Annotated in this window: 18 protein-coding genes; 15 read left to right on the top strand and 3 right to left on the bottom strand. The window is 64.2% G+C overall.

Going from position 1 to position 21720, the window contains the following annotated elements; all coding sequences use genetic code 11:
• Positions 1-14: 14 nt before the first annotated feature.
• The 5 genes from H6P80_RS11830 (at position 15) to H6P80_RS11810 (ending at position 5365) form a co-directional block, all read left to right on the top strand.
• Positions 15-836 (top strand): DUF2163 domain-containing protein, encoded by an 822-nt coding sequence (locus H6P80_RS11830; protein ID WP_185801574.1) that lies wholly within the window; start codon positions 15-17, stop codon positions 834-836.
• Positions 836-1237: an NlpC/P60 family protein gene (locus tag H6P80_RS11825; protein ID WP_185801573.1), complete on the top strand. Its 402-nt coding sequence runs from the start codon at positions 836-838 to the stop codon at positions 1235-1237. The genes H6P80_RS11830 and H6P80_RS11825 overlap by 1 nt, the downstream gene beginning before the upstream one ends.
• A 2-nt stretch (positions 1238-1239) precedes the next feature.
• Positions 1240-3435 carry a phage tail protein gene (locus tag H6P80_RS11820; protein ID WP_185801572.1) on the top strand — a complete coding sequence of 732 codons (2196 nt, stop codon included), beginning with the start codon at positions 1240-1242 and terminating at the stop codon, positions 3433-3435.
• 15 nt (positions 3436-3450) lie between these two features.
• Positions 3451-3951 carry a DUF2793 domain-containing protein gene (locus H6P80_RS11815; protein ID WP_185801571.1) on the top strand — a complete coding sequence of 167 codons (501 nt, stop codon included), beginning with the start codon at positions 3451-3453 and terminating at the stop codon, positions 3949-3951.
• A gap of 226 nt (positions 3952-4177) precedes the next feature.
• The gene (locus H6P80_RS11810; protein WP_185801570.1) at positions 4178-5365 is read left to right on the top strand and encodes an OmpA family protein; all 1188 of its coding nucleotides are present in this window, start codon (positions 4178-4180) and stop codon (positions 5363-5365) included.
• Between the two features lie 183 nt (positions 5366-5548).
• On the opposite strand, the gene H6P80_RS16715 is transcribed toward H6P80_RS11810, so the two are convergent.
• Entirely contained in the window at positions 5549-7555 is a 2007-nt protein-coding gene (locus H6P80_RS16715) for a glycosyltransferase (protein WP_185801569.1), read from the bottom strand.
• Positions 7556-7613: 58 nt separating this feature from the next.
• On the opposite strand from H6P80_RS16715, the gene H6P80_RS11800 reads away from it, so the two are divergent.
• The 7 genes from H6P80_RS11800 (at position 7614) to H6P80_RS11770 (ending at position 16380) form a co-directional block, all read left to right on the top strand.
• Complete coding sequence (locus H6P80_RS11800; RefSeq protein ID WP_185801568.1) at positions 7614-8921, top strand: glycosyltransferase family 2 protein; 1308 nt, start codon at positions 7614-7616, stop codon at positions 8919-8921.
• A gap of 11 nt (positions 8922-8932) precedes the next feature.
• Entirely contained in the window at positions 8933-10615 is a 1683-nt protein-coding gene (locus H6P80_RS11795) for a hypothetical protein (RefSeq protein WP_185801567.1), read from the top strand.
• Between the two features lie 73 nt (positions 10616-10688).
• Positions 10689-12005, top strand: coding sequence for a UDP-glucose dehydrogenase family protein (locus H6P80_RS11790; protein ID WP_185801566.1), 1317 nt, complete (start codon positions 10689-10691; stop codon positions 12003-12005).
• A gap of 4 nt (positions 12006-12009) precedes the next feature.
• Positions 12010-12867 (top strand): ABC transporter permease, encoded by an 858-nt coding sequence (locus H6P80_RS11785; protein ID WP_185801565.1) that lies wholly within the window; start codon positions 12010-12012, stop codon positions 12865-12867.
• Between the two features lie 5 nt (positions 12868-12872).
• Complete coding sequence (locus H6P80_RS11780) at positions 12873-13532, top strand: ABC transporter ATP-binding protein (RefSeq protein ID WP_185801564.1); 660 nt, start codon at positions 12873-12875, stop codon at positions 13530-13532.
• Complete coding sequence (locus tag H6P80_RS11775) at positions 13529-14689, top strand: hypothetical protein (protein ID WP_185801563.1); 1161 nt, start codon at positions 13529-13531, stop codon at positions 14687-14689. Before H6P80_RS11780 ends, H6P80_RS11775 begins: the two co-directional genes overlap by 4 nt.
• Positions 14690-14889: 200 nt before the next feature.
• Entirely contained in the window at positions 14890-16380 is a 1491-nt protein-coding gene (locus tag H6P80_RS11770; protein WP_221892995.1) for a polysaccharide biosynthesis/export family protein, read from the top strand.
• A 48-nt stretch (positions 16381-16428) separates the two neighbouring features.
• Here the strand turns inward: H6P80_RS11770 and H6P80_RS11765 are convergent, their stop codons facing one another.
• Complete coding sequence (locus H6P80_RS11765) at positions 16429-17748, bottom strand: capsule biosynthesis protein (RefSeq protein ID WP_185801561.1); 1320 nt, start codon at positions 17746-17748, stop codon at positions 16429-16431.
• Positions 17749-17899: 151 nt separating this feature from the next.
• On the opposite strand from H6P80_RS11765, the gene H6P80_RS11760 reads away from it, so the two are divergent.
• Genes H6P80_RS11760 through kdsB form a run of 3 tightly spaced genes read left to right on the top strand, consistent with a single transcriptional unit; the run spans position 17900 to position 20439 of the window.
• On the top strand, positions 17900-18883 hold the full coding sequence (locus tag H6P80_RS11760) for a KpsF/GutQ family sugar-phosphate isomerase (protein WP_185801560.1): 984 nt from the start codon (positions 17900-17902) through the stop codon (positions 18881-18883).
• Positions 18876-19709 (top strand): 3-deoxy-8-phosphooctulonate synthase, encoded by an 834-nt coding sequence (gene kdsA, locus H6P80_RS11755; protein WP_185801559.1) that lies wholly within the window; start codon positions 18876-18878, stop codon positions 19707-19709. Before H6P80_RS11760 ends, kdsA begins: the two co-directional genes overlap by 8 nt.
• Entirely contained in the window at positions 19693-20439 is a 747-nt protein-coding gene (kdsB, locus tag H6P80_RS11750; RefSeq protein WP_221892994.1) for a 3-deoxy-manno-octulosonate cytidylyltransferase, read from the top strand. The genes kdsA and kdsB overlap by 17 nt, the downstream gene beginning before the upstream one ends.
• Here the strand turns inward: kdsB and H6P80_RS11745 are convergent.
• The gene (locus H6P80_RS11745; RefSeq protein WP_185801558.1) at positions 20436-21707 is read right to left on the bottom strand and encodes a nucleotide sugar dehydrogenase; all 1272 of its coding nucleotides are present in this window, start codon (positions 21705-21707) and stop codon (positions 20436-20438) included. The genes kdsB and H6P80_RS11745 overlap by 4 nt on opposite strands.
• Positions 21708-21720 lie beyond the last annotated feature (13 nt).

Here is a 21720-nt window from a genome sequence, read left to right as displayed (position 1 = left end):
AGGAGGAGATTCCCATGACGGCTTTTCTCGACGCGCCCGTCACCACGGTCGCCTTTTGCTGGCGCTTGCAGCGCCGCGATGGCGTCGCGATCGGTTTCACGACGCATGACCGCACACTGGAAATCGGCGGCATCGTCTATCGCGCGGCGCCGGGGATGCTGCCGTCGGCGATAACCTTGAACGATGGCTTCGACGCCGGTTCGATGGATGTCGTCGGCGCTTTGACAAGCGACGCCATCGCTGCGGCCGATCTCGCCTCCGGGCGATGGGACGGCGCATCGGTCCGGCTGTTCGCAGTCGATTGGGACGATCCCGAGGAAGAGCAACTGCTGCTGGCCCGCGGCGTGCTTGGCGCGGTGTCGCAGGAAGGCGGGGCTTTCACCGCCGAATTGCGCGGCCCTGTCGCCCAGCTCGACCGGCCGGTCGTGGAGCTGACCTCGCCCGAATGCCGGGCGCGGCTGGGCGATAGGCGTTGCCGCGTCGATCTCGCGCCGCGCACGCGGATCACTACCGTAACCGCCGTCATCGACGAAACGAGTTTCGATGTCGCCAGCGCCAGCGTCGAAACCAACGCCTATGGCTATGGCCGGCTGCGCTGGCTCACCAGCGAGAATAGCGGGCTCGGCGCGGCCATCCTGCGCTCGGCGGGCAACCGTTTGACCTTGCGCGATCCCGTGGCCTTCCCGGTGGAAACCGGAACGCTCGTCGAGATCGTCGAGGGCTGCGACAAGCTATTCGCGACTTGCGCGGGCCGCTTCGCCAATAGCGCGAATTTCCGGGGCGAGCCGCATCTGCCGGGCAACGACCTTCTCACGCGTTATCCGGGGGCGAGTTGATGGACAGCGACATCATTGTCGGCGCGGCGCGGGGCTGTATCGGCGCGCCGTTTCGCTTCCAGGGGCGCGATCCCGCCACGGGGCTCGATTGCGTCGGGCTCGCTGCTCATGCCTATCGCGCCGCCGGGGCGTCGCCGGTCCTGCCGCAAGGCTATGCGCTGCGCGGCCAGCGGCTTCCCGATGTTTCGACCTGGATCGAAGCGAGCGGGCTGCGCCGTATCGATGCGCCGTCCGTGGGGGCAGGGGGCCTGCTCTTGCTCGATCCCGGCGCGCGCCAGCTCCACCTCGCCATCCATAGCGGCGCGGGTTTCATCCATGCCGATCTTGGCCTGCGCCGCACGGTCGAAACGCCGGGCGCACCGCGCTGGCCGGTTCTCGCTGCCTGGCGCTGGAGCGACTGACCATGGCCACTCTCGTCCTCAACGTCGTCGGCACCAAGCTGTTCGGCCCGATCGGCGGCGCCATCGGCGCGATCATCGGCCAGACGATCGATGCCGAAATCTTCAAGCCGAAGGGGCGGCAGGGCCCGCGCCTCAACGACCTGCGCCTGCAGACATCCTCCTATGGCACGCCGCTCCCGAAGATCTTCGGGACGATGCGGGTTGCCGGCACCGTCGTCTGGGCGACGGACCTGCAGGAGGATCGGAACAAGGAAGGCGGCGGCAAGGGGCGCCCCTCCACGACGACCTATAGTTACAGCGCTTCCTTCGCGGTGGCGTTGTCGGCGCGGCCGGTGAGCGCGGTCCATCGCATCTGGGCCGATGGCAAATTGCTGCGCGGGGCGGCGGGGGACCTCAAGACCGAAGCCGATTTCCGCTTCTATCCGGGCGACGAGGGCCAGGATGTCGATCCGCTGATCGCGTCCGCCGAAGGGATGAACGGTACGCCGGCCTATCGCGGACTCGCGCTGGCGGTATTCGAAAATATGCAGCTGGCCGATTTCGGCAATCGCATCCCTTCGCTCACCTTCGAGGCGGAGGCGGAGCCCGGCGCGGTATCGCTGGCGACGATCGTCGGCGAACTGAGCGCCGGCGAGGCGAGCGCCGAAACGAGCGCGACGCTCACCGGCTATGCCGCCCATGGCGACAGCGTGCGCGGCGCGATCGAGACGCTGACCGAGGCATTGCCGCACAGCCTGACCGATGACGGCGTCGGTCTGCGCCTCAGAGAGGATGATGGCGAACCGGTGCCGCTTGACGAACTGCTGCTCGGGGCCAGCCCGGGCGAACAGGGGCGGCCGGCGATCCAGCTCGAACGAGCGGCCGCCGATGCCGTGCCCGACGAGATCGCGCTGCGCTATTATGAGCCGGCGCGCGATTATCAGGTGGGGCTCCAGCGTGCGCGGATCGAGGGGCCGGGGTTTCGCGCGGAACGGATCGACTTTCCGGCGACACTGGCCGCCGGCCGCGCCAAGGCGATCGCCGAACGCCGTCTCGACGCCGTCTGGGCGGGGCGGGCCACCGCCGCCCTGTACCTGCCGTGGCGGACCATGGCGTTGCGGCCGGGAATGGTCGTTACCATCCCGCAACAACCCGGTCTGTGGCGTATCGCCGAATTTTCGCTGGAGAAGATGGCGGTCGGCCTCGACCTCGTCCGCGTTGCCGGGGGCGGACCGCTGGTGGCCGATGCCGCCGCTTCGGGCCGCGCCGTCGTCGATCCCGATCTCGAACATGGGCCGACGGTTTTGGCGCTGCTCGATCTGCCCGCGCTCGATGACATGTTGCACGCAGCGCCGCGCCTTTTCGCGGCAGCCGCCGGGCCGTCTCCGGGCTGGCGGGCGGCGGCGCTCGAATATAGCCTCGATGGCAGCGCCAGTCTTGTCAGCCTCGGCCAGACCGCGCCGCCCGCCATTCTCGGCGAGACGGTGACCGCACTGCCGGACGGCCAGGCTGCGCTGATCGACAGCCGCGCCGCGGTCGAGGTCGAACTGCTCCACGACCAGATGTGGCTGGCAGGCGCGAGCGACGATGCGCTTGTCGCCGGTACGAACCTGATCCTGATCGGAGACGAACTCCTCCAATTCGGAACGGTCCAACCGCTGGGCGCGAACCGCTTTCGCCTGTCCCGCCTGTTGCGCGGCCGGCGCGGCACCGAATGGGCGATGGGCGGGCATATGGTCGGCGAGCGGTTGGTGGCGGTAGACGAGGCGACGCTGCGCGCCTTCGATCTACCGGTCGCGGCTCTCGGTGCGCCGTTCGAGCTGCTCGCCACGGGCCTTGGCGATGGCAGCGCGCCCACGAGTGTGAGCGGCGAGGTCGCGGGCCATTCGATCCGTCCGCCGGCGCCGGTGCATCTCGCCGCGCGGCGAGCGGCAGGCGGCGATATCTTGTTCCGGTGGGTGCGGCGCAGCCGGCTCGGCTGGGCCTGGACCGACAATGGCGACATCCCGCTCGGCGAAGAGGGCGAGCGCTGGCTGGTCACGGTGACGCCCGATATCGGCGCGCCGCGCGTGCTCGAGACTGACGTCGCATCCTTCGCTTATTCGAGCGCCGAACAGGCCATCGACGGCGCCGGGAGCGCAACCAACTTCACGCTCACCGTCGCGCAACTTGGATCGCTGGCCGCCTCGCTGCCGGCGCAGCGCAGTTTCACCCTGTAGCCGGAAGGACCCCGAATGACCGACACCACCGCCCGCTTCGCGCTGCCTCTGCTCCAGCCCGGACAGGCGCAGAAGGAACTCTATCACAACGAGGCGCTGGCGTTGCTCGACAGCGGGCTTCATCCGGTCGCCGAAACATCGGGCGAGGTTGTGCCGCCGCCGAGCCCCGATCCGGGGCAGTCCTGGATCGTCGGATCCGCGCCGACCGGGGAATGGAGTGGGCAGGCCGACGCGCTTGCAACATGGACCGAATCCGGCTGGCGAATCCTCGATCCGGTGGAAGGAATGTCGGTCTGGATACGCGCGGACCAGTTTTTTGCACGCTGGGATGGCGCGGCATGGATTCCGGGCGAAGTTATTGGCGAATCACTCAAATTGGGCGGGGAGCAGGTCGTCGGAGCCCGCAAGGAAGCGATTGAAAATGTTTTCGGCGGCGTAACGGTCGATGCCGAGGCGCGGGCGGCAATCGCCGCTATCCTTGCTGCGCTGCGGGATCACGGGCTTATCGCGACATGATGTTTCGCGCGGTGACAATTAAATAACCACCTTTACTTGCCACTATGCAACCATATCGGCATAGACGCGTTGTTGTTCTGTTGCCGGGTTTTGATGCGGTCATTTGGTTTGTCCGATGAGGCATTTTGGCAACAGAAACGCCAATTGTCCGCTTGCGTGGACGTGTTGGTTTCGATATGGATTTTGCCATTCCTAGGCTAGGAATTTGTAAGAAAGGGGAATGTTTATGCGCAAGTTCGCCATCAAAGCGGCGCTAGCTACATCCGCGCTCACCGTTGCGATGACGCCGGCGCTGGCTCGTGACGATACGTGGTATATCGGTGCTGAGGCTGGTGGAACGATCATCGGTAACACCGATATTGATTCCACGAATTCTGCCGGTGTGTTTCTGAACAACGCCTATAGCGTGAATACGGAGCCTGGCTTCGACGTTGGCGGTGTTCTCGGATACGATTTCGGCTGGTTCCGTCTGGAAGCTGATGTTTCCTACCGTCGTGCCGAAGTGACCACGATCGAGCAGAACCTCGGTTCGATCCTCCCGATTGACGGTACGCCCCGCGCTGACGGCGGTGTGAACTACAATCCGGGCGGCCCCAACGGTAACGCTCCGGGCAACCCGTTCCAGTGGAACGGCGCCATGGGCAGCATCCGGGTTCTCGCCTTCATGGCCAACGGTCTTCTCGACTTTGGCGATGACGACGGCTTCCAGGGCTATATCGGTGGTGGTGTCGGCCTTGCGCGCACCAGCTTCGACAGCATCCGCGTGACGGACGCTGCGCCGATCCAGCTCGACGATTCGGATTCGGGCTTCGCCTGGCAGCTTGTTGCCGGCGTCCGCTATCCGCTGTCCAACAACTGGGACGTCGGTGTGAAGTATCGCTTCTTCAACCAAGACGAAGTCGATATGCGGAGCTTCTACAGCCAGGACGAGACGACGGATGTGCGTACGCACAGCTTGCTCGCGACTCTGACCTATAACTTCGGGTCACCGCCGCCGCCCCCGCCGCCTCCTCCGCCTCCGCCGCCGCCTCCTCCGCCTCCGCCGCCTCCGCCGCCGCCTCCGGCGTGCGAGCCTGGCCCGTTCCTCGTCTTCTTTGACTGGGATCAGTCGGACATCCGTCCGGACGCGGCTTCGGTGCTTGATGCGGTTTCGGCGCAGTACCAGTCCGGCCGTTGCCCGACTTCGGTGATGCTTGCTGGTCACGCTGACCGTTCCGGTTCGGCGACCTACAATGTGGGCCTTTCCGAGCGTCGTAACGCGTCGGTCCGTGCATACCTCGCTTCGCGCGGTGTTCCGGATGCTGCGATGTCCAGCGAAGCCTTCGGTGAGAGCCGGCCTCTGGTCGACACTGCCGATGGTGTCCGCGAACAGCAGAACCGTCGTGTCGAGATTACCTACGGACCTGGTATGTAATCGACGGCATTACGCCTCAAAAAAAGAAGGGCCGGTCTTCGGATCGGCCCTTTTTTTGTGCCTCCTCGGCGTGACATGCGATCAATACGCGCATGGAAAGATGACGAAGGGAAAGAGAAGAAGCGAGTGATCCGGGGCTTTATTCTGAAACTGGGCTCCTGTTGGGGCCGGAATGCGGATCCTCTATTCTTGCTCCGCGAATAGCTCGATCGTTCGATCGATCATCCGGTCCATCGCGAAATGCCGTTCGGCCCAATGCTTCAAGGCGATGCGATCCGCTTCGCGATCGGGTTCGCCGCGCTGCGCCAGCCTCGCAAGATGGGCCGCTGCTTCGACCGCATCGGGATGATCGGCGTCCGCCAGCAAATGGTTCGCGGCCATCGGGGCAACCGCTTCCGCGGCGCCGCCGGCGGGCGTCGACACGACCGGCAACCCGGCCAGCTGCGCTTCGATCAACGCATTGGGCATCCCTTCGTGCCGCGATGTCAGCGCAAGGGCATCCATCCTTTCCAGCCAAAATCCGATATGGGCGCTGCGGCCGACGAATAGCGTCCGCTCTCCCATCCCCTTGTCCTGCGCATAGGCGCGCGCGGCCTCCCGAAGCGGGCCATTTCCGGCCAACACAAAACGCGCCTCGGGAACGCTTTTCGCCAGCGCCGCGCAGATTTCGAGCCAGAACAGCGGTCGCTTGTTTTCGTCGAGGCGCATGACGCCGCCGAGCGTAAAGCCGCCGCCCGTCCGCCGGTCGAAAGCCTGCCAGCGTGCCTGTTCCTCGTCCGAACTCTCCGCCGGTAGCCGCGCGACGCCATTGGCAATTACGGCGACGCTTCCCGGCGCCAGTTCCAGCCATTCTTCATAGGCGCGCGCCACCATCGCCGAATTGGCGGACAGCGTGACGCCCGCCGCCGATAACAGGCCCCGGTACAGCACATGCTGCTCGGGCTTTTGCCGGTCCCGCCGGGCGCTGGGCGGCATCGTGCGGACGTTGAGGATGATGCGCGGCACGCCGGCGAGCAAAGCGGCCAGCCCGGCCGCGAAGATCATGCCATCCTGCCAGATCTGCGCGATATCGGGCGCTTCGTAACGCAGCGTTTCGGTGAGATGGATGATCCCTTCGCGCATCCGGGGTGGGAGAAGAGCGACCAGCGCGCGGAGCTGCTTGCGATCCGGCGAATTCGTCAATCCGCCCCAGGGCGGCGCGGCGAGGTAATCGCCCACGCGAATGCCCGCCTGTTCGAGCCGGGGCAGGTAGAAATCATTGGCGCGCCGCGTATCGAGCTTGCGGCAGAATATGCTGACGGGACCGCCGATACGCCCGTCGCGCCGTGCGGTTTCCCCCTGCAGGCCCATCGCGGTGTTGACGAGTTGCCGTTCCGCGCCGCCGCCGCCCAGCGTTCCCCCTATCAGCACGATACCGCCGATCGCGCGTCCCGCCCGGCGCGGCGGACGCTCCCGGCGCGCGGCCAGCGTGTCGTCGAGGATCGCCTGCAGCGCGGTGACGCTCGGCGGGCCATCATGGCTGGCGCTGCCGAACAGGCGAACGGCCGTCGCGATCTCGCGATCCGCCCCATTACCCGCCTGCGTCAGCGTCCGGGCGGCATCCTCATATCGACCTTCCTCCTTCAGAAGCCGGGCCCGCTCCGTCGCGAACTCCGCCGCCAGAACGCTGCCGCCGTCCCGCCCGTCGAGAATGGTTCGCGCCTCGGCTTTCCGCCCGAGGGCGAGGAAACAGCGCGCCGCCAGCAAGGCGTCGGCATCGTTGGCGGGAGCTTCAGGCACGGGCAGATAGCCGGCAAGCATTGCGCCGGCCGTTTCGACATCGAGCGCTTCCGATGCAGCCTTCATATATTCCGGCAAGATTATGAAAGAAGAAGGGAATCGCTGCGCCATGCAACGCCAGCAGGCGAGGCTCTCCTGCCGGTCGCCGGCAATGGCGATGAGCTTTCCGACATGCCATTGCAGCCGTTCCTCGACCGGGAACTGGGCCGCGAGATCGATGGCGCGGGACAGCAGCCATGGCGTGAATTCCCCCCGGTCGGCTTCGTCGAGCAGTGCCGCGGCTTCCGCCAGAGCGTCGTCCAATGTCATGGCACAGGCGACCGGATCGACAAGCGGTGCGTCGAGCGCGAGGCTCAGCCGGTCGGAGGCCGGGTCGGGGCGTTGCGCCCGGGCGGTGAAGCTGCCAGTCACAGTCATCGCATAGAATGGGGCGGCGCGAGCCGCAACGCGAAGGGAAGAGGGGACGAGGTTGGCGCGGTTTCCGGGCGATACCCTGCTCGAAAAGCTGGCAGCAAGCCGCCATTCCGGGCTGCGGCGCTGGGCGGCGCGCAAGGCGGCGGATCGTGCGCTTCACTGGGCCGCATTGAAGGGCGGCGCGGACGACCCCTATGTGCTAATGCGCCTCGGCCTCTATCCTTATGCGCTGGCAAAGCCTGCCGGTGATCGCAAGGGCGAGGTCGCGCAGACCATTGCCGCGGCGGCGATGGGCGAGGGCGGCCCGAATGCCCCGGTTCCTGCGACACTGAAACAGGTTGCCGCGCGCGCCATTGCGCCCGCCAACCCCAGGGCGGCGTTGGCGCTGCTTCCCGGTGATGCGATAGAGGCCGGCGCAGCCTGTCTCATCGCGATGGGCGATGCCGTCGCCGCAGCCGCGCTCGTCAGCGAGCTGGACTCGCGCGAGGCGTTGGCGATGCGCGCGCATATCGCCGTTGCCGCCGGCGATCCGGGCGGTGCCCGCCGCTTGCTGAACGCGATGTTCGTCAATGACGGGCTGGGCCCGCCGCTGGGCGACGGGGACGGCGCATTCGGGATAGACGCGCTGCAAAGCCCAACGCCCGAGCCGCTCGATGGGCCCCAAGTGTCGGTTGTCGTGCCCTATCACGATGCCGCCGACACGCTCCCCGCTGCCGTCGAATCCCTGCTCGCCCAAAGCTGGCGGAATCTCGAAATCCTGCTCGTCGACGATCGGTCCACGGACGAAAGCCCGGCCATAGCCGCCGCGCTCGCCGCGAAAGACGGTCGGGTCGTTACCCTCGAAAATCGGCAGAACTCCGGCGTTTATGGCGCGCGGAATACCGCGATCGATGCGGCGACCGGCGAGTTCGTGACCTTCCTCGATGCGGACGATTGGTCGCCTGCCGAGAGGATCGCGCGTCAGGTACACGCGCTGGGCGGGCACGCGCTTGCCATCGCCAACCATATCCGGATGGATGAGGCGGGCTGCCCGGTGGCGCCGCGGGTCTATCCGCTGGTCCGGCCCGTGCCGATCACGATGTTGCTGCGCCGCGCTACCCTGGTCGAGGCGGGCCCGTTCGAACAAACCAAAACCGGTGCCGATTCCGAAATGTTCGCACGCCTGGAGATGCTGCACGGCAAGCGTTCGGTGGCGCGCGATGCGGCGATCTTGCTTGTGGCGCGTTGGCGTTCGGGCTCGCTGAGCGATGCGAGCGAAGGCGGGATGCTCGGCACCGAGCGCTACGCCTATCGGGCCGACTGGATGTTCCGGCATGCCGGACTTGCGCCGCCGCGCTTGCCAGTCGCGCCGGGCAATGCATAGACACGGCGGCGATGCAAAGCGATCCTCCTTCCAAGACCTCTTCCCGCGAACCGGGCGATGAGGCGCGCGCGGTGCGGGAAGCGGCGGAGCGCGAAATCGCGGCGCTGAAGGCAGAGAAGCGGTTGCTCGAATATCGCGTCATCAACGCCAATCGCACGCTTGCCTACGGCCTTGGCCGGGCGATGATTGAGGCGCGGAGTTTGAAGGGTTTTTTCACGCTGCCCTCCAAGGTCATGCGATTGCGGTTGAAGCAGAAGGCGAAGCGCAAGCAACGGGTCCCCGACAGCTTCGCCAAGGACATGGCCGAGCGGTTGAAATTCGTCGAGCCGGTACTGGACAAGGCGGCATCGGACGGGGTTGCGGTCGCGGCCGCATGGCTCAGGCAGCAATCCGGCGATGCGGCGGCCAAGGGGAGGGCGCTTGCCGAACTCGCCCTGACGACCGTCCGCGACGATCTGTCTTCCGCCGCGGCCCTGGGTGAGGAAGCGGCATCGCATGCGTCCGACGATCCGCGGCTGATCGCCGTCATGATCGCACTCGCCGACCGGGGGATGGTTCACGCGCCGGCCGCAATCGCGATGGCTATCCGGCGGGAACAGCCCCTGTCCGAACCGCAGCGCCGGCTGATCGAGAACCTGCTGCGCGACGCGCATTTGCTGGACGAAACGGCCCAGGGCTTTCCGGCGCTGCCTGCGCCTGGCGGCGAAGAGAGGGCGCGCGCCGTCGTCATTTGCCCGCAACGCTGGCGCCGAACCCATCGTGTTGCGGAAGCTGTGGTGGCCCTGGAGGAGCAGGGCTTCGATCCCCAATTCGCCGACACGATCGACGATGCCGACTGTAGGCAAGCTGCGCTCGTTCATCTTTTCTGTGACGCGCTCGATACCGCCGAGGCCGCGCTCCGCATGGCGCACCGCGACGGCGCGCGCTTCATCCTCGATCTCGATGGCATTCCTCCGGCCGTTCGCGACACGCCCGGCAGCGAATCGGATGCGGCGGCCAGGCTCCGTCTCACGGCGCTCGGTGCCGCGTCCGAAGTCGTCCTGTTGCGCAATCGATCGCCTTTGACATTCGGCCCGAACGCCGAGCTCCTCGGCGCTTCCGATAGCGAGATGGCCCGCCCCGATGCCCAAGTAGTGGCGGCGGCCTTCGCCGAATTCGGGCTGGATGCCCAGCTCCCCGTCGTCGCCTGCCTTGCCGATCTCGATACTGCGGAGGGAGCGGCCCATTGCTTGCACGCCTTTGCGGATCTGTTTGCGGCGGGCGAGGCACGGCAGCTGCTGCTGATGGGGAAGGGCGCGGCGGTCGGCGCGATCCGGCGCGATGCCAAGGCGCTGGGTCTTGGCGATGCGGTCTGCTTTGCGGGAATGCCTGCGCCGGTTCGCTGGCCCGCCTTGCTCGCCGGATGCGAGGTCGCGGTCTTTGCCGATCCGCGTGACGCCGCGCTCGGCTCCGAGATCGGTTTGGCGATGGAGTGTGCGCGCGCGCTCCGCGTTCCGGTCCTCGCGACCCGTGCAGCCTGGGCGTCGCAGGGCCTTGATTCGGACGAGGTTGACGGGCTCCTTCGCGAAAAAGGCGGTTGGGTATCGATGCTTCGGACGGTCCTGTCTCGGCAACGGCCTGCCGCGCAAAAGGCTCCCTATCGCCGCCCAATCGCGGAAATCTATCAAAATATTCTGCAGGCTACTGTAAAATAAAGATATTATACCGGGCTGGCGCTCGCCGAACGGCTATTGTAACAGCGCCCAAACGCGGTTTTGGGATGGGTTTATGCGTATTGCCATGATCGGCACTGGCTATGTCGGACTCGTGTCCGGCGCCTGCTTTTCCGATTTCGGCCATCAGGTCGTCTGCGTCGACAAGGATGCCGACAAGATTGCGGCGCTCGAGAACGGTATCATGCCGATCTATGAGCCGGGGCTCGACGCGCTGGTCGAAAATAACGCGAAGGGTGGGCGGCTATCCTTCACCACCGATCTTGCGGCGGGTGTCGCCGGGGCCGATGCGGTCTTCATCGCAGTCGGAACGCCGTCCCGCCGCGGTGACGGCCATGCCGACCTCTCTTATGTCCATGCCGCCGCCGAGGAAATCGCCCGTGCGCTGACCGGGCCGGCCGTGATCGTCACAAAATCCACGGTTCCGGTGGGAACGGGCGACGAGGTCGAAAGGATCGTGCGCGAAGCGGCGCCGACTGCCGAAGTCTCGGTCGCCTCCAACCCTGAATTTCTTCGCGAGGGTGCCGCGATCGGCGATTTCAAACATCCCGACAGGATCATCGCCGGCGTCGAGGACGATCGCGCCAAGGACGTGCTTCGCGCGATTTACCGGCCCCTCAACCTCAACAAGGCACCGCTCCTTTTCACGAGCCGGCGTACGGCCGAGATTATCAAATATGCGGCCAACGCCTTTCTGGCGACCAAGATCACCTTCATCAACGAGATCGCCGATCTGTGCGAAGCGGTGGGCGCGGATGTGCAGGATGTGTCGCGCGGGATCGGGCTCGATAATCGCATCGGCCCCAAATTCCTGCATGCCGGGCCGGGCTACGGTGGCTCCTGTTTTCCCAAGGATACGCTGGCCTTGCTCAAGACCGCGGAGGACGAGCAGACGCCATTGCGCGTCGTCGAGGCCGTGGTGAAGGTCAACGATGCGCGCAAGCGGGCGATGGGTCGCAAGGTCGCCAAGGCGATGGGCGGCGATGTCAGGGGCAAGACGGTCGCGGTTCTCGGCTTGACCTTCAAGCCCAATACCGACGACATGCGCGATGCGCCGTCGCTGTCGATCATCCAGGCGCTCCAGGACGAGGGCGCGATCATACGCGCCTATGATCCGGAAGGTGTCGATCAGGCGCGCCCCTTGTTAAAGGATGTTCAATTCTGTCCCGATCCCTATGATGCGGCCGATGGAGCGAACGCGTTGGTGATCGTAACCGAATGGGACGAGTTCCGGGCGCTCGATCTCCAGCGGATGGCGGGGATGCTTGCCGATCCGCTGCTCGTCGATCTCCGTAACATCTATTCGGTGGAAGAAGCCCGTGCCGCCGGCCTTGCCTATGTCGGCATCGGCCGGGGACAGGCCGGGGCCTGACGCAATGGTGAACGGGATCCAGAAGCGCGACACGGCGCGGCGACCGTTCAGCCCCGAATGGATGGCGGAACTGCGCCAGTCCCTGGCGGTCATGGGGCGGGTCATCTTCGCGGTGATCCTGCGCGAATCCCGGACCCGCTACGGCGATTCGAACATCGGCTACGCATGGGCGATCATCGATCCGGCGATCCAGATGACGGTGTTCGTCGGGGCCTTCATCCTGCTGGGGCGATCCTCGCCCGTCGCGGCGCCGCTCAGCGTGTTCTTCCTTACCGGCATAGTCCCGCTGTTTTTCTGGCGCGGCGTGGTCAGCCAGTCTGCGAGCGCGATCAAGGCGAGCCTCGGCCTTCTCACCTATCCGCAGGTGATGCCGGCGGATGTCGTTATCGCCCGGATTCTGCTTGAGTCGGCGACCACCATTATTGTGTTTATCGTTATCGTCATCGGTCTCGCGCTGGTCGCGGATGTATCGCCATCCTTCTTTTTCGGCGATCCGCTCGGGATCGTGCTCGCCACGGCCGGCCTTGTTTATTTCACAATCGGGTGCGGGTTCCTGAGTTCGGGGCTCGGCCGCGTGCTGCCGGTCTGGAGCAATATCTGGGGCTATATGGGCCGCCCGATCTACCTGCTGTCGGGCATTTTCTTCACACTGGAACAGCTACCGGACGGCGCCCGCCAATATATGGCCTATAATCCGGTAGCCCATTCTGTCGAATGGTTGCGGTCGGCGATGATACCGACGTTCGAAAGCCATGCCTATAACCCTTGGTATCCGGCGCTTTTCGGGACGGGCGCCTTGCTGATCGGGCTGATAATCGACCGCATTCTGTTGATGACCGGCGATGAAGAGATAGTTAGCTGAACACGATGGCGATTGAACTGCACAATATTTCGAAAACCTATCGGTCTCGGCGCACTGGAAAGAAAACCGTGCTCCACAACATCAACGCTGTTTTCGAGCGCGGGCACAGCTATGGCATATTGGGTATCAACGGTGCCGGAAAATCGACGCTTTTGCGGATCATATCCGGCGCCGAACGTCCGACATTCGGCGAGGTTCGCAAGGATGTTTCGATCAGCTGGCGGCTCGGCTTCGCCTCATCCTTCAACAGTTCGCTCACGGGGATGGAAAATCTGCGGTTCGTTTGCCGTATCTACGACGCCGATATCGAGGAAGTTTCCGAATTCGTCCAAGATTTCGCCGAGATCGGCGGTGCGATTCACGAACCGGTACGCAACTATTCTTCGGGCATGCGGGCCAGATTGGCATTCGGCCTGAGCATGGCTATCAGGTTTCAGGTCTATATCATCGATGAGTCGATTTCGGTCGGCGATTTCACCTTCCAAGAAAAGTGCAAGGCCGAGTTCGAGCGGCGTAGGGAAGAGGCGGATATCTTGTTAACTTCCCATATGCCGGCAATGATCAAGCAATATTGCGATCGCGGCGGCGTCGTCCATGGCGGCCGGTTGGAAATGTTCGACGACGTCGAAGAGGCCGTCAGCTATTATGAGCAGATAACGCAATGATCTCCCGTCAGGAACTCGTCGGCAAGGCCCGCACATGGTTGAGTGCGGACAGCGAAGGCGCCGATCCTCGCAGAGCGCGCCGTACCCGGCGATTCCGGTACATCGCCGTGGGCATAGCGATTCCGACGTTAATCGCGTTCCTATATTACGCGCTGTTTGCACGACCCGAGTACGACACGGAAATGAAGTTCACGATCCAGGGGCTCGAGCAGCGGCCGCCCGATCTGCTGGCCGGCATCGGCTTGCCTGCCGTTACCGGTGCCGCCAATGATGGTCAGGTCGTCGTCGAATATATCCAATCGGCGGCACTGGTTAGCCAACTGGTCGATGACTATGGTTTCGATGCTGCCTATGGCAATTGGAGCTTCGATCCTCTTGCCCGGGTTTCCCGCAGCGCACCGCTCGAGGACAAGGCCGATTTCTGGTTGTCGCAGAGCAGTGCCACCTACGACGCCACTTCGAACATCATAACCGTGAATGTACGGGCCTTTACGGCCGAAGATTCGCTGAGAATCGCGCAAGGCGTTCTGGCCGAAACCGAGCAGGTCGTGAATTCGCTCAATAGCCGCGTCCAGGATGAAGCCGTTCGCGTCGCGACCGAGGAGGTAGCGGCACGCCGCGAAGCCTATAACGAAGCGCGTCGCGACGTTATCAACGCGCGGGCCAATCGTGCGACTACCTTGGAGGGCGAGGCGGCCCAGCAGGTTGGCCTAGTTGGTCAGATCGAGAGTCAGCTTGCCAATACGCGGGTCGAACGCGCGGCTGCGATCGCGCAGTTCCGGCCCGATTCACCGCAGATCAGGGCCATGGACGAACGCATCGCGGCACTCGTTCGGCAGCGCGACCAAGCGATTGCCGATGCGCGGGGCGGCTTTGGAATGACCGAAGCATCGCGCGACGTTGGCGCGCAAACGGCTCTGCTCGACTACCAGTTCGCGCAGACCGCCTATTATTCGGCTATCGAGGCGCAGCGTGGAGCCGTTGCCAACCGGGCCAACGAGCGCCGCTACCTCGTTGCCTTCGTACCGCCGCGGATTGCCGAGATCTCCAACTATTGGAGCCGTTTCTGGAATGTGTTTGCCGTGGCCCTTATCGCCGGCTTCTTGATGGCGATCGGGTCGCTAGGCTATTCCATCGTCAAGGACCATTTGGAATGATCAGTCTCCTGCGTAGCTTGTCCGGTATTGCCCTCCTCTTTGCGGGGGTGTTGCTGTTTGCAACGGCTATGCCGGCTGCGGCACAAATCGATCAGGACAGCGGCGCGAGCGCAGTCGGAGCGGGCTCGGCCCCTTCGGCTGTTCTGCAAGACGACCAGCGCGGGACCGACGTCCTCGAATCGACGCTGCGCCAGGATCAGATGGCCGGACGGCGGCCGACGCCCTTCGGTTCGGAACTGTTCCTCACTCGGAATGCGCAGGAAGATATCGGCGCCAACGATCCCAATTATGTCGTGCAGCCCGGCGATCAGGTCGACGTGACGACCTTCGGACTCGTCAACGAATCGGCGCGGCTTCTCGTCGACTCGGAAGGCAATATCGCGCTTCCCAATGTCGGGCCGGTGCCGATCGCGGGTACGCGCTCCGAGGACGTCAACGATGTCGTGAGCGCGGCGGCTTCGCAGGTCTACCAGTCGACGGTTCAGGTATACGCCACTGTATCCAATGCCGGACGTATCCAGGTGTTCGTGACCGGGCCGGTTTTGCGGCCGGGCGGCCACCAGGGGACCAGTCAGGCGTCCGAAATCGGCTTTCTCCAAATGGCTGGCGGCATCGATCCGCAGCGCGGCAGCTACCGGCACATCGTGGTCCGGCGTAACGGCGAAACCATCGGTTCGATCGATCTCTACGACTTCCTTCTCAATGGGGCCCTCTCCGGTGTGTCGCTGCGCAACGGCGATGTCATCGTCGTCGGCCAACAAGGGCCGGTCGTGTCGGTCAGCGGCGATGCGCGCGCGCCTTTCACCTTCGAATTCGCGACCGCAGCGGGCAGCGGCGGGGAGCTGCTTCGCTATGCACGGCCGCGTCCGGAAGTCACCCATGTGTCGGTGCTCGGCACGCGCGACGGCGTGCCGTTCAATGCCTATATGACGCGCGAGGAGTTCGCGTCGCTGATGCTTTCGGACGGCGATCGTGTGCGCTTCGAAGCCGATGCGCCGGCAGACACCTTCATCGTCCGTGTCGAAGGCGCGCATACCGGCCCGTCGGCCTATGTGGTCAATCGCGGCGATTATCTGGGGCCGCTGCTTGCGCAGATCCCATACGATCCGCTTGCCGACATCCAGATGATTCATATCGAGCGCCAGAGCGTTGCCGAAACGCAGCGCGTGCTCCTTCAGGAAAATCTCGCCCGGCTCGAACGCGTCATGTACACGCAACCGGCGGCGACGCCTGCCATCGCGCAGGCACGGGCCGCGCAGGCGCCGGCGTTGGCGCAGTTTATCGCCCGGGCGCGTCAGGTTCAGCCGCGCGGGCTGGTCGCGCTTCCCGACGATGCCGATCTTAGCCAGGTCTTGCTGGAGCCGGACGATGTGATCGTCATTCCCTATGTCAGCCAGACGGTCGTCATCGCTGGCGAGGTCGAACTGCCGCAAACGCTTCTATGGACGCCGGGCAACGACGCGCGCGATTATGTGCGGCAGTCTGGCGGCTATACGCAGCTTGCGAACCGGTCCGATACGCTCGTCATTCATCCCGACGGCAGCGTCCAGCGTGGTGGCGATGTCCGCGCCGGCGACCGGATTCTCGTGCCGCCCAAGGCGCCGGGTCAGGTGCTCCAGCTCATCCGCGATATCGCGACGATCTTCGGCCAGGTCGGCCTCGCAGCGGCGTCGTTCACGCGGGTTTTCTAATGGCAAGGTGTGGCCTGGGGGTAGTCGCCAGTTGATTTGCCGGCCGGCTTATCTGCCCGGTTTGGCTTGTCCGCGTGACCAGTCGATCCCGGCCAGCGTGCCGGGGATGTTGATCCGCCGGTAGAAATTTCCGTTGATCTGTGTGCGGTAGATCAGGTGGTGACGGAAGCTCTTGTAAAGATCGACATGGACAGGGAAATCCAGGGCCCGGGTCCAGAACTGGTCGAGCGTCGTCGCTGCCGTCAGCCCGTCGATCCGGTAGATCGCGTTACCGAGCGCCAGCGTCGGCTTGCCGTGATGGATCGCCGACATTCCGGTCGTGCTGTTGATCGTCACGATGCCTGTGGCCCGGTTGAGCAGCGTCGGCAGGTGCGGATCGTGAACATAGATCAACCGGTCGCCCAGCCCGGTTTCAGCCCGCAGTTTCCGGATCAGGCGCGTATAATCCGTATAGGGCCGATCCATCGGATGGTGTTTGAACACGAGCAGGGCGTCCTTCGGCGCATGCGCTGTGAAGGAAAGCGTCGTGTGCCGGATGAACTGCTCGACGGTGTCGAACACGGAATGGACACCGATCTGCGCGTCGTTATGCACCTGTAGCGGCACCAGGAAGAAGGGGGGGTGGCTCTCGGCGGTAAGGCGCGCCACGTCCGGGCGGTTCTTGAGCCGGTACCAGTATTTTCGGGCCGCGCCCTGTACCCATGCGAGCCCCTCGAACCAGCTGAGCGGCCGGTGATGGCGGTAGCGCGGGAAGAAGGGCCACAGGATGATGGCCCAGAAATAATAGGTGAAGGCCCATCCGGTGGCGTGCCAGATCGACTGGCCGACCGTGCTCGTTTCGGCGGGTTCGGGTGCTGACGAGTTCAGGTAGAAGATGCCGGCGCGCGGCATGGCGCTGCGGCCGTTCACGCCGAACCGCTCCATCGTGATATAGTCGGGCCGGATATAGCCCTCCTCGAACACATAAACTTCGATACCGTGTGCCTCGGCGATCTCGCTGGCGATGCTGTGCATCGTGCGGCAATCGCCGAAAAGCATGATTGTATCGATGCGCTTTTCCTCGCACACCCGTTCAAGAAAGCGCGGAAATTTCTCGATACTGTCGGTAAAGCTGCTCGCGCCGCGCGGAAAATAAAACCAGTCGCCGCCATTGAAATTTATCTTGTGGATATTCGCGCCGACCCAGCGCAGGTCTTGGGCAAGGCGTGCGAAGAAGGGGCCGACCGGGCCCTGGAGCATCAGGATATTGCGACCGCGAAAGCAATAGGGCGCATCTGCGGGAATTTCGGGAAGCTGGGGGGCCTTTTCGTGCCGGTCGGCTTCGCCATTGTCCCTGACGAGCCGCGCGGGTGACGAGGGGCTGTCCATATACTTCGCTCCGCTGTTGCCCGCCCGAAGACGTACTATTGTTGCGCTACAGCAAAGTCATCATTAGAAACGAAAAAAGAACTTAAAAGTGCGAAGAGTCCGATGAGTTGTGGCGAAAATGCTTCAATCCGGTTCGCAAAAAGGGGCCCAGATGACTGATTCCATTGCCCGTACCCGGTCAAATCCCGAAAACCAGCCAACCAGCCCATTGCGTGCGGCCGCGCACGCCCTGGCAATCAACGCCGCGGCGGTCGCAACGCTTGCCGGTAGAATAGACGGAAAATTCGGCGAAGCGGTGGATGTGATCCTCGGCCAGCCCGGGCGGGTTGTGGTGTCGGGAATGGGAAAATCGGGCCTGGTCGCGCGCAAGATCAGCGCGACCTTGGCCTCGCTCGGCACGCCGAGCCTTTTCGTTCACAGCGCCGACGCCAGCCACGGCGATCTCGGAATGATCGCGATTGGCGACACCGCGGTCCTGATTTCGGCGAGCGGGGAGACGGAAGAGGTTCTTGGGCTCATTCCCTATCTCCGCCGCCTCAATATTCCGATTCTCGCCCTGACCGGCGATATGCGATCCACGCTGGCTCGGCAGGCCGATGTTGCGCTCGACGGTTCGATCGAGCGCGAGGCTTGCCTTCACAATCTCGCGCCGACGACATCGACGCTCGTCGCCATGGCGCTGGGCGATGCATTGGCGATCGCCTTGTGCGAGGCGCGCGGTTTCCAGGCGTCCGACTTCGCCGAATATCATCCAGGCGGAAAACTCGGAAAGCGGCTCAAGACGCCGGTGCGCGACGTGATGCATAGGGCGGACCTGCCGATATGCGCGCCCGATACGTCGCTTAAGGCGATGCTGCCGACTATGTCGGAAGGGCGGCTCGGCCTTATTCTTGTGATGGATGGCCAGACGTTGCACGGGATCGTCACCGATGGCGATCTCAGGCGCGGGCTGGAGCGCGCCGATGATCCCGGCAGCCTGCAGGCAGAATCGATCATGACCAAGGATCCGCTGACGATCGGTCCGGATGCGACGCTGTACGACGCCGATGTGCAGATGCACGAATCCAAGGTGACCGCTCTCGTGGTCGCCGATCCGGCGAAAAAGGTTCTCGGTGTCATCCAGATTCATGACTGACGTCGCAAAGCCGTCCTGGGCAGGGACGGACATGTTCATCATTGCCGGTCCTTGCGCGATCGAATCGCGTACTTTCGCCCTTGAAACGGCCGAAGAATTGCGCGGTATCTTCGCCGATGCCGGCATCGGCCTTCTTTACAAATCCTCCTTCGACAAGGCGAACCGGACTTCCGCGTCCAGTTTCCGCGGCGTGGGCATGGACAAGGGCTTGGAAATCCTCGCGGAAGTTCGCGAGAGCCTTGGCGTGCCCGTCATCACCGACGTTCACGATGCGGATCAGGCTGCGCCGGCGGCCGAGGCGGTCGATATGCTCCAGACGCCAGCCTTTCTCTGCCGCCAATCGGATTTCATTGCCGCGGTCGCGCGCACGGGAAAGCCGGTGAACATCAAGAAGGGCCAATTCCTGGCGCCCTGGGACATGGCCAAGGTTATCGAGAAGGCCCGGATCGCCGCGCAGGAAGCGGGCGTGTCGTCGCAATTTTTCGTTTGCGAACGCGGCACGAGCTTCGGCTACGGCAATCTCGTCGTCGATATGCGCGGTCTTACCATTATGGCCGAAACGACGGGTTGCCCCGTTATTTTCGATGCAACCCATTCGGTGCAGCTTCCCGGCGCCAAGGGCGAAAGCAGTGGCGGCGAGCGCAAGCACGCCCCCGCACTGGCCCGGGCGGCGGTGGCGACCGGTGCGGTTTCCGGCATATTCATGGAAACCCATCCCGATCCCGACAATGCGCCGTGCGACGGGCCCAACATGCTGCCCTTCGAATGGCTGCCAGGTCTGCTTGCCGAGCTGAAGGCGATAGCCGCGATTGCGCGCGGCGCCTGATACGAGCGCGATGAAGATCGTCGCCCTTATCCCGACGCGCTGGGGTTCGACGCGCTTTCCCGGTAAAGCGCTGACGCCGTTGCTCAACAAGCCGATGGTCGCCCATGTCTGGGAAAAGACTATTGCCGCCAAAGGTATAGACGATGTGATCGTCGCGACCGACGACGAGAGGATCGTTCGCGCGGTCGGAGAATTTGGCGGCCATGTTGAAATGACGCGCGCGGACCATGACAGCGGCAGCGACCGGATCGCCGAAGTCGCCGAGCGGATCGAGGCGGATGCGATCATCAACGTGCAGGGCGACGAACCGCTGGTGCGGTCCTCAGACCTTTCGCGGCTGGCGGAACTGATGCGCGACGATCCCGAAGTGCAGGTTGCCAGCCTCTGCCATGCTATTCCGGCGAAAGAGGCAGCCAATCCCAACCGGGTGAAGGTCGTGCGCAATGCCCTTGGCGATGCACTCTATTTCAGTCGTTCGCTGATCCCGCACCCCCGCGACGAGGGCCATGCCCGCTACTGGCAACATGCCGGTGTCTATGCCTATCGCCGCGAGGCATTGCTCGCTTTTCCGGGACTTCCGGTTCCCTCGGAGGAACGCGCCGAGGCGTTGGAACAACTGCGTTTCCTCGCTGCCGGTATATCGATCAGGCTCATCGAAACCGAACCGAGCGGCCCGGGCGTCGATACGCCCGAAGATGTCGAGACGGTCGAGAAATTGCTGGGCGGCTAGAGCGTCCAGCGAGCGATGCCGCCGAGTGTGCGGTCGCGCCACATACCCTTGAGATCGGCGATGGTACCGCCATCTGCCACCAAAGCTGCAATGGCGTCGTCGCTCAACTCCCGATATCCGCGATGCGGCACGGCGGCGAAGACGAGATCATGGGGGCCGGACGGAGCTTCGCTTTCCAGCGTTATTCCATATTCCACTTTGGCTTCCGCGGGATCGGCGAGCGGATCGTGGACGCACACCTCGTGGCCCAGCGCCTTCAGCCGCTCGATGACATCGACGACGCGCGAATTTCTGAGGTCCGGCACGTCCTCCTTGAAGGTGAGGCCCAGCACCAGCACCCGCCCTGCTTCGCCGTTGCGGGCCGCGTGAAGCCGGTCCGCGATCCATGCGCCCATCCCGTCGTTGATGTTGCGCCCGGCAAGGATCACCTGCGGGTCATGGCCCTGCTCCGCGGCGCAATGGGCGAGATAATAGGGATCGATGCCGATGCAGTGACCACCGACAAGGCCTGGCTGGAAGGGCAGGAAGTTCCACTTCGTTCCCGCAGCGTCGAGCACATCCCATGTCGAAAGGCCCAGCGGCGCGAACACGCGCGCGATTTCGTTCATGAAGGCGATGTTGATGTCGCGCTGGGCGTTCTCGATCACCTTGGCTGCCTCGGCTACCTTGATCGAGGCGGCCTTGTAGGCGCCGCCCTCGGTGATCTTGCCGTAGATATCGGCGAGCCTTTCGGCGACCTCCGCATTCTCGCCGGCGACGACCTTCACGATCTTGTCGATACTGTGTTCGCGGTCGCCTGGATTGATGCGCTCGGGCGAATAGCCAAGGAAGAAGTCCGTTCCGCGCGTTAGCCCCGACGCCTTTTCGAGCGCGGGGCCGCAGATATCTTCCGTCACTCCCGGATAAACCGTCGATTCGAAGACGATGACGGGGAGTCTGTCTGCCTCCAGCAGCGGTCCGACCATTTCCGTCGCGCCCAGCAGCGCGCCGAGATCGGGGCGATTTTCGGCGTCCACAGGCGTCGGCACCGCGACGATGTAAATGTCGGCGCCAGCGGCTTCCGACGCGTCGCTCGAAAGGCCAAGCGAGGAGGAGGCCAGGGCGTGCCGTTCGATTTCGCCGGTCCGGTCATGGCCGTCTTTCAGTTCAGCAATTCGGGTTTCGCTGGCGTCGATGCCGATGACGGAGAAGTGCCGGGCAAGCGCAACGGCGAGCGGCAGACCGACATAGCCGAGGCCGATAACAGCGATATGGGGCGATTGCGTCATCTGATCTCCGTTG

It is taken from the genome of Parasphingopyxis marina (genome assembly GCF_014237875.1).
In the GTDB taxonomy this organism is placed as follows: Bacteria; Pseudomonadota; Alphaproteobacteria; order Sphingomonadales; family Sphingomonadaceae; genus Parasphingopyxis; species Parasphingopyxis marina.
The sequence above is the reverse complement of the archived record's forward strand: the minus strand, read 5'-3'. Positions and strand labels throughout refer to the sequence as shown.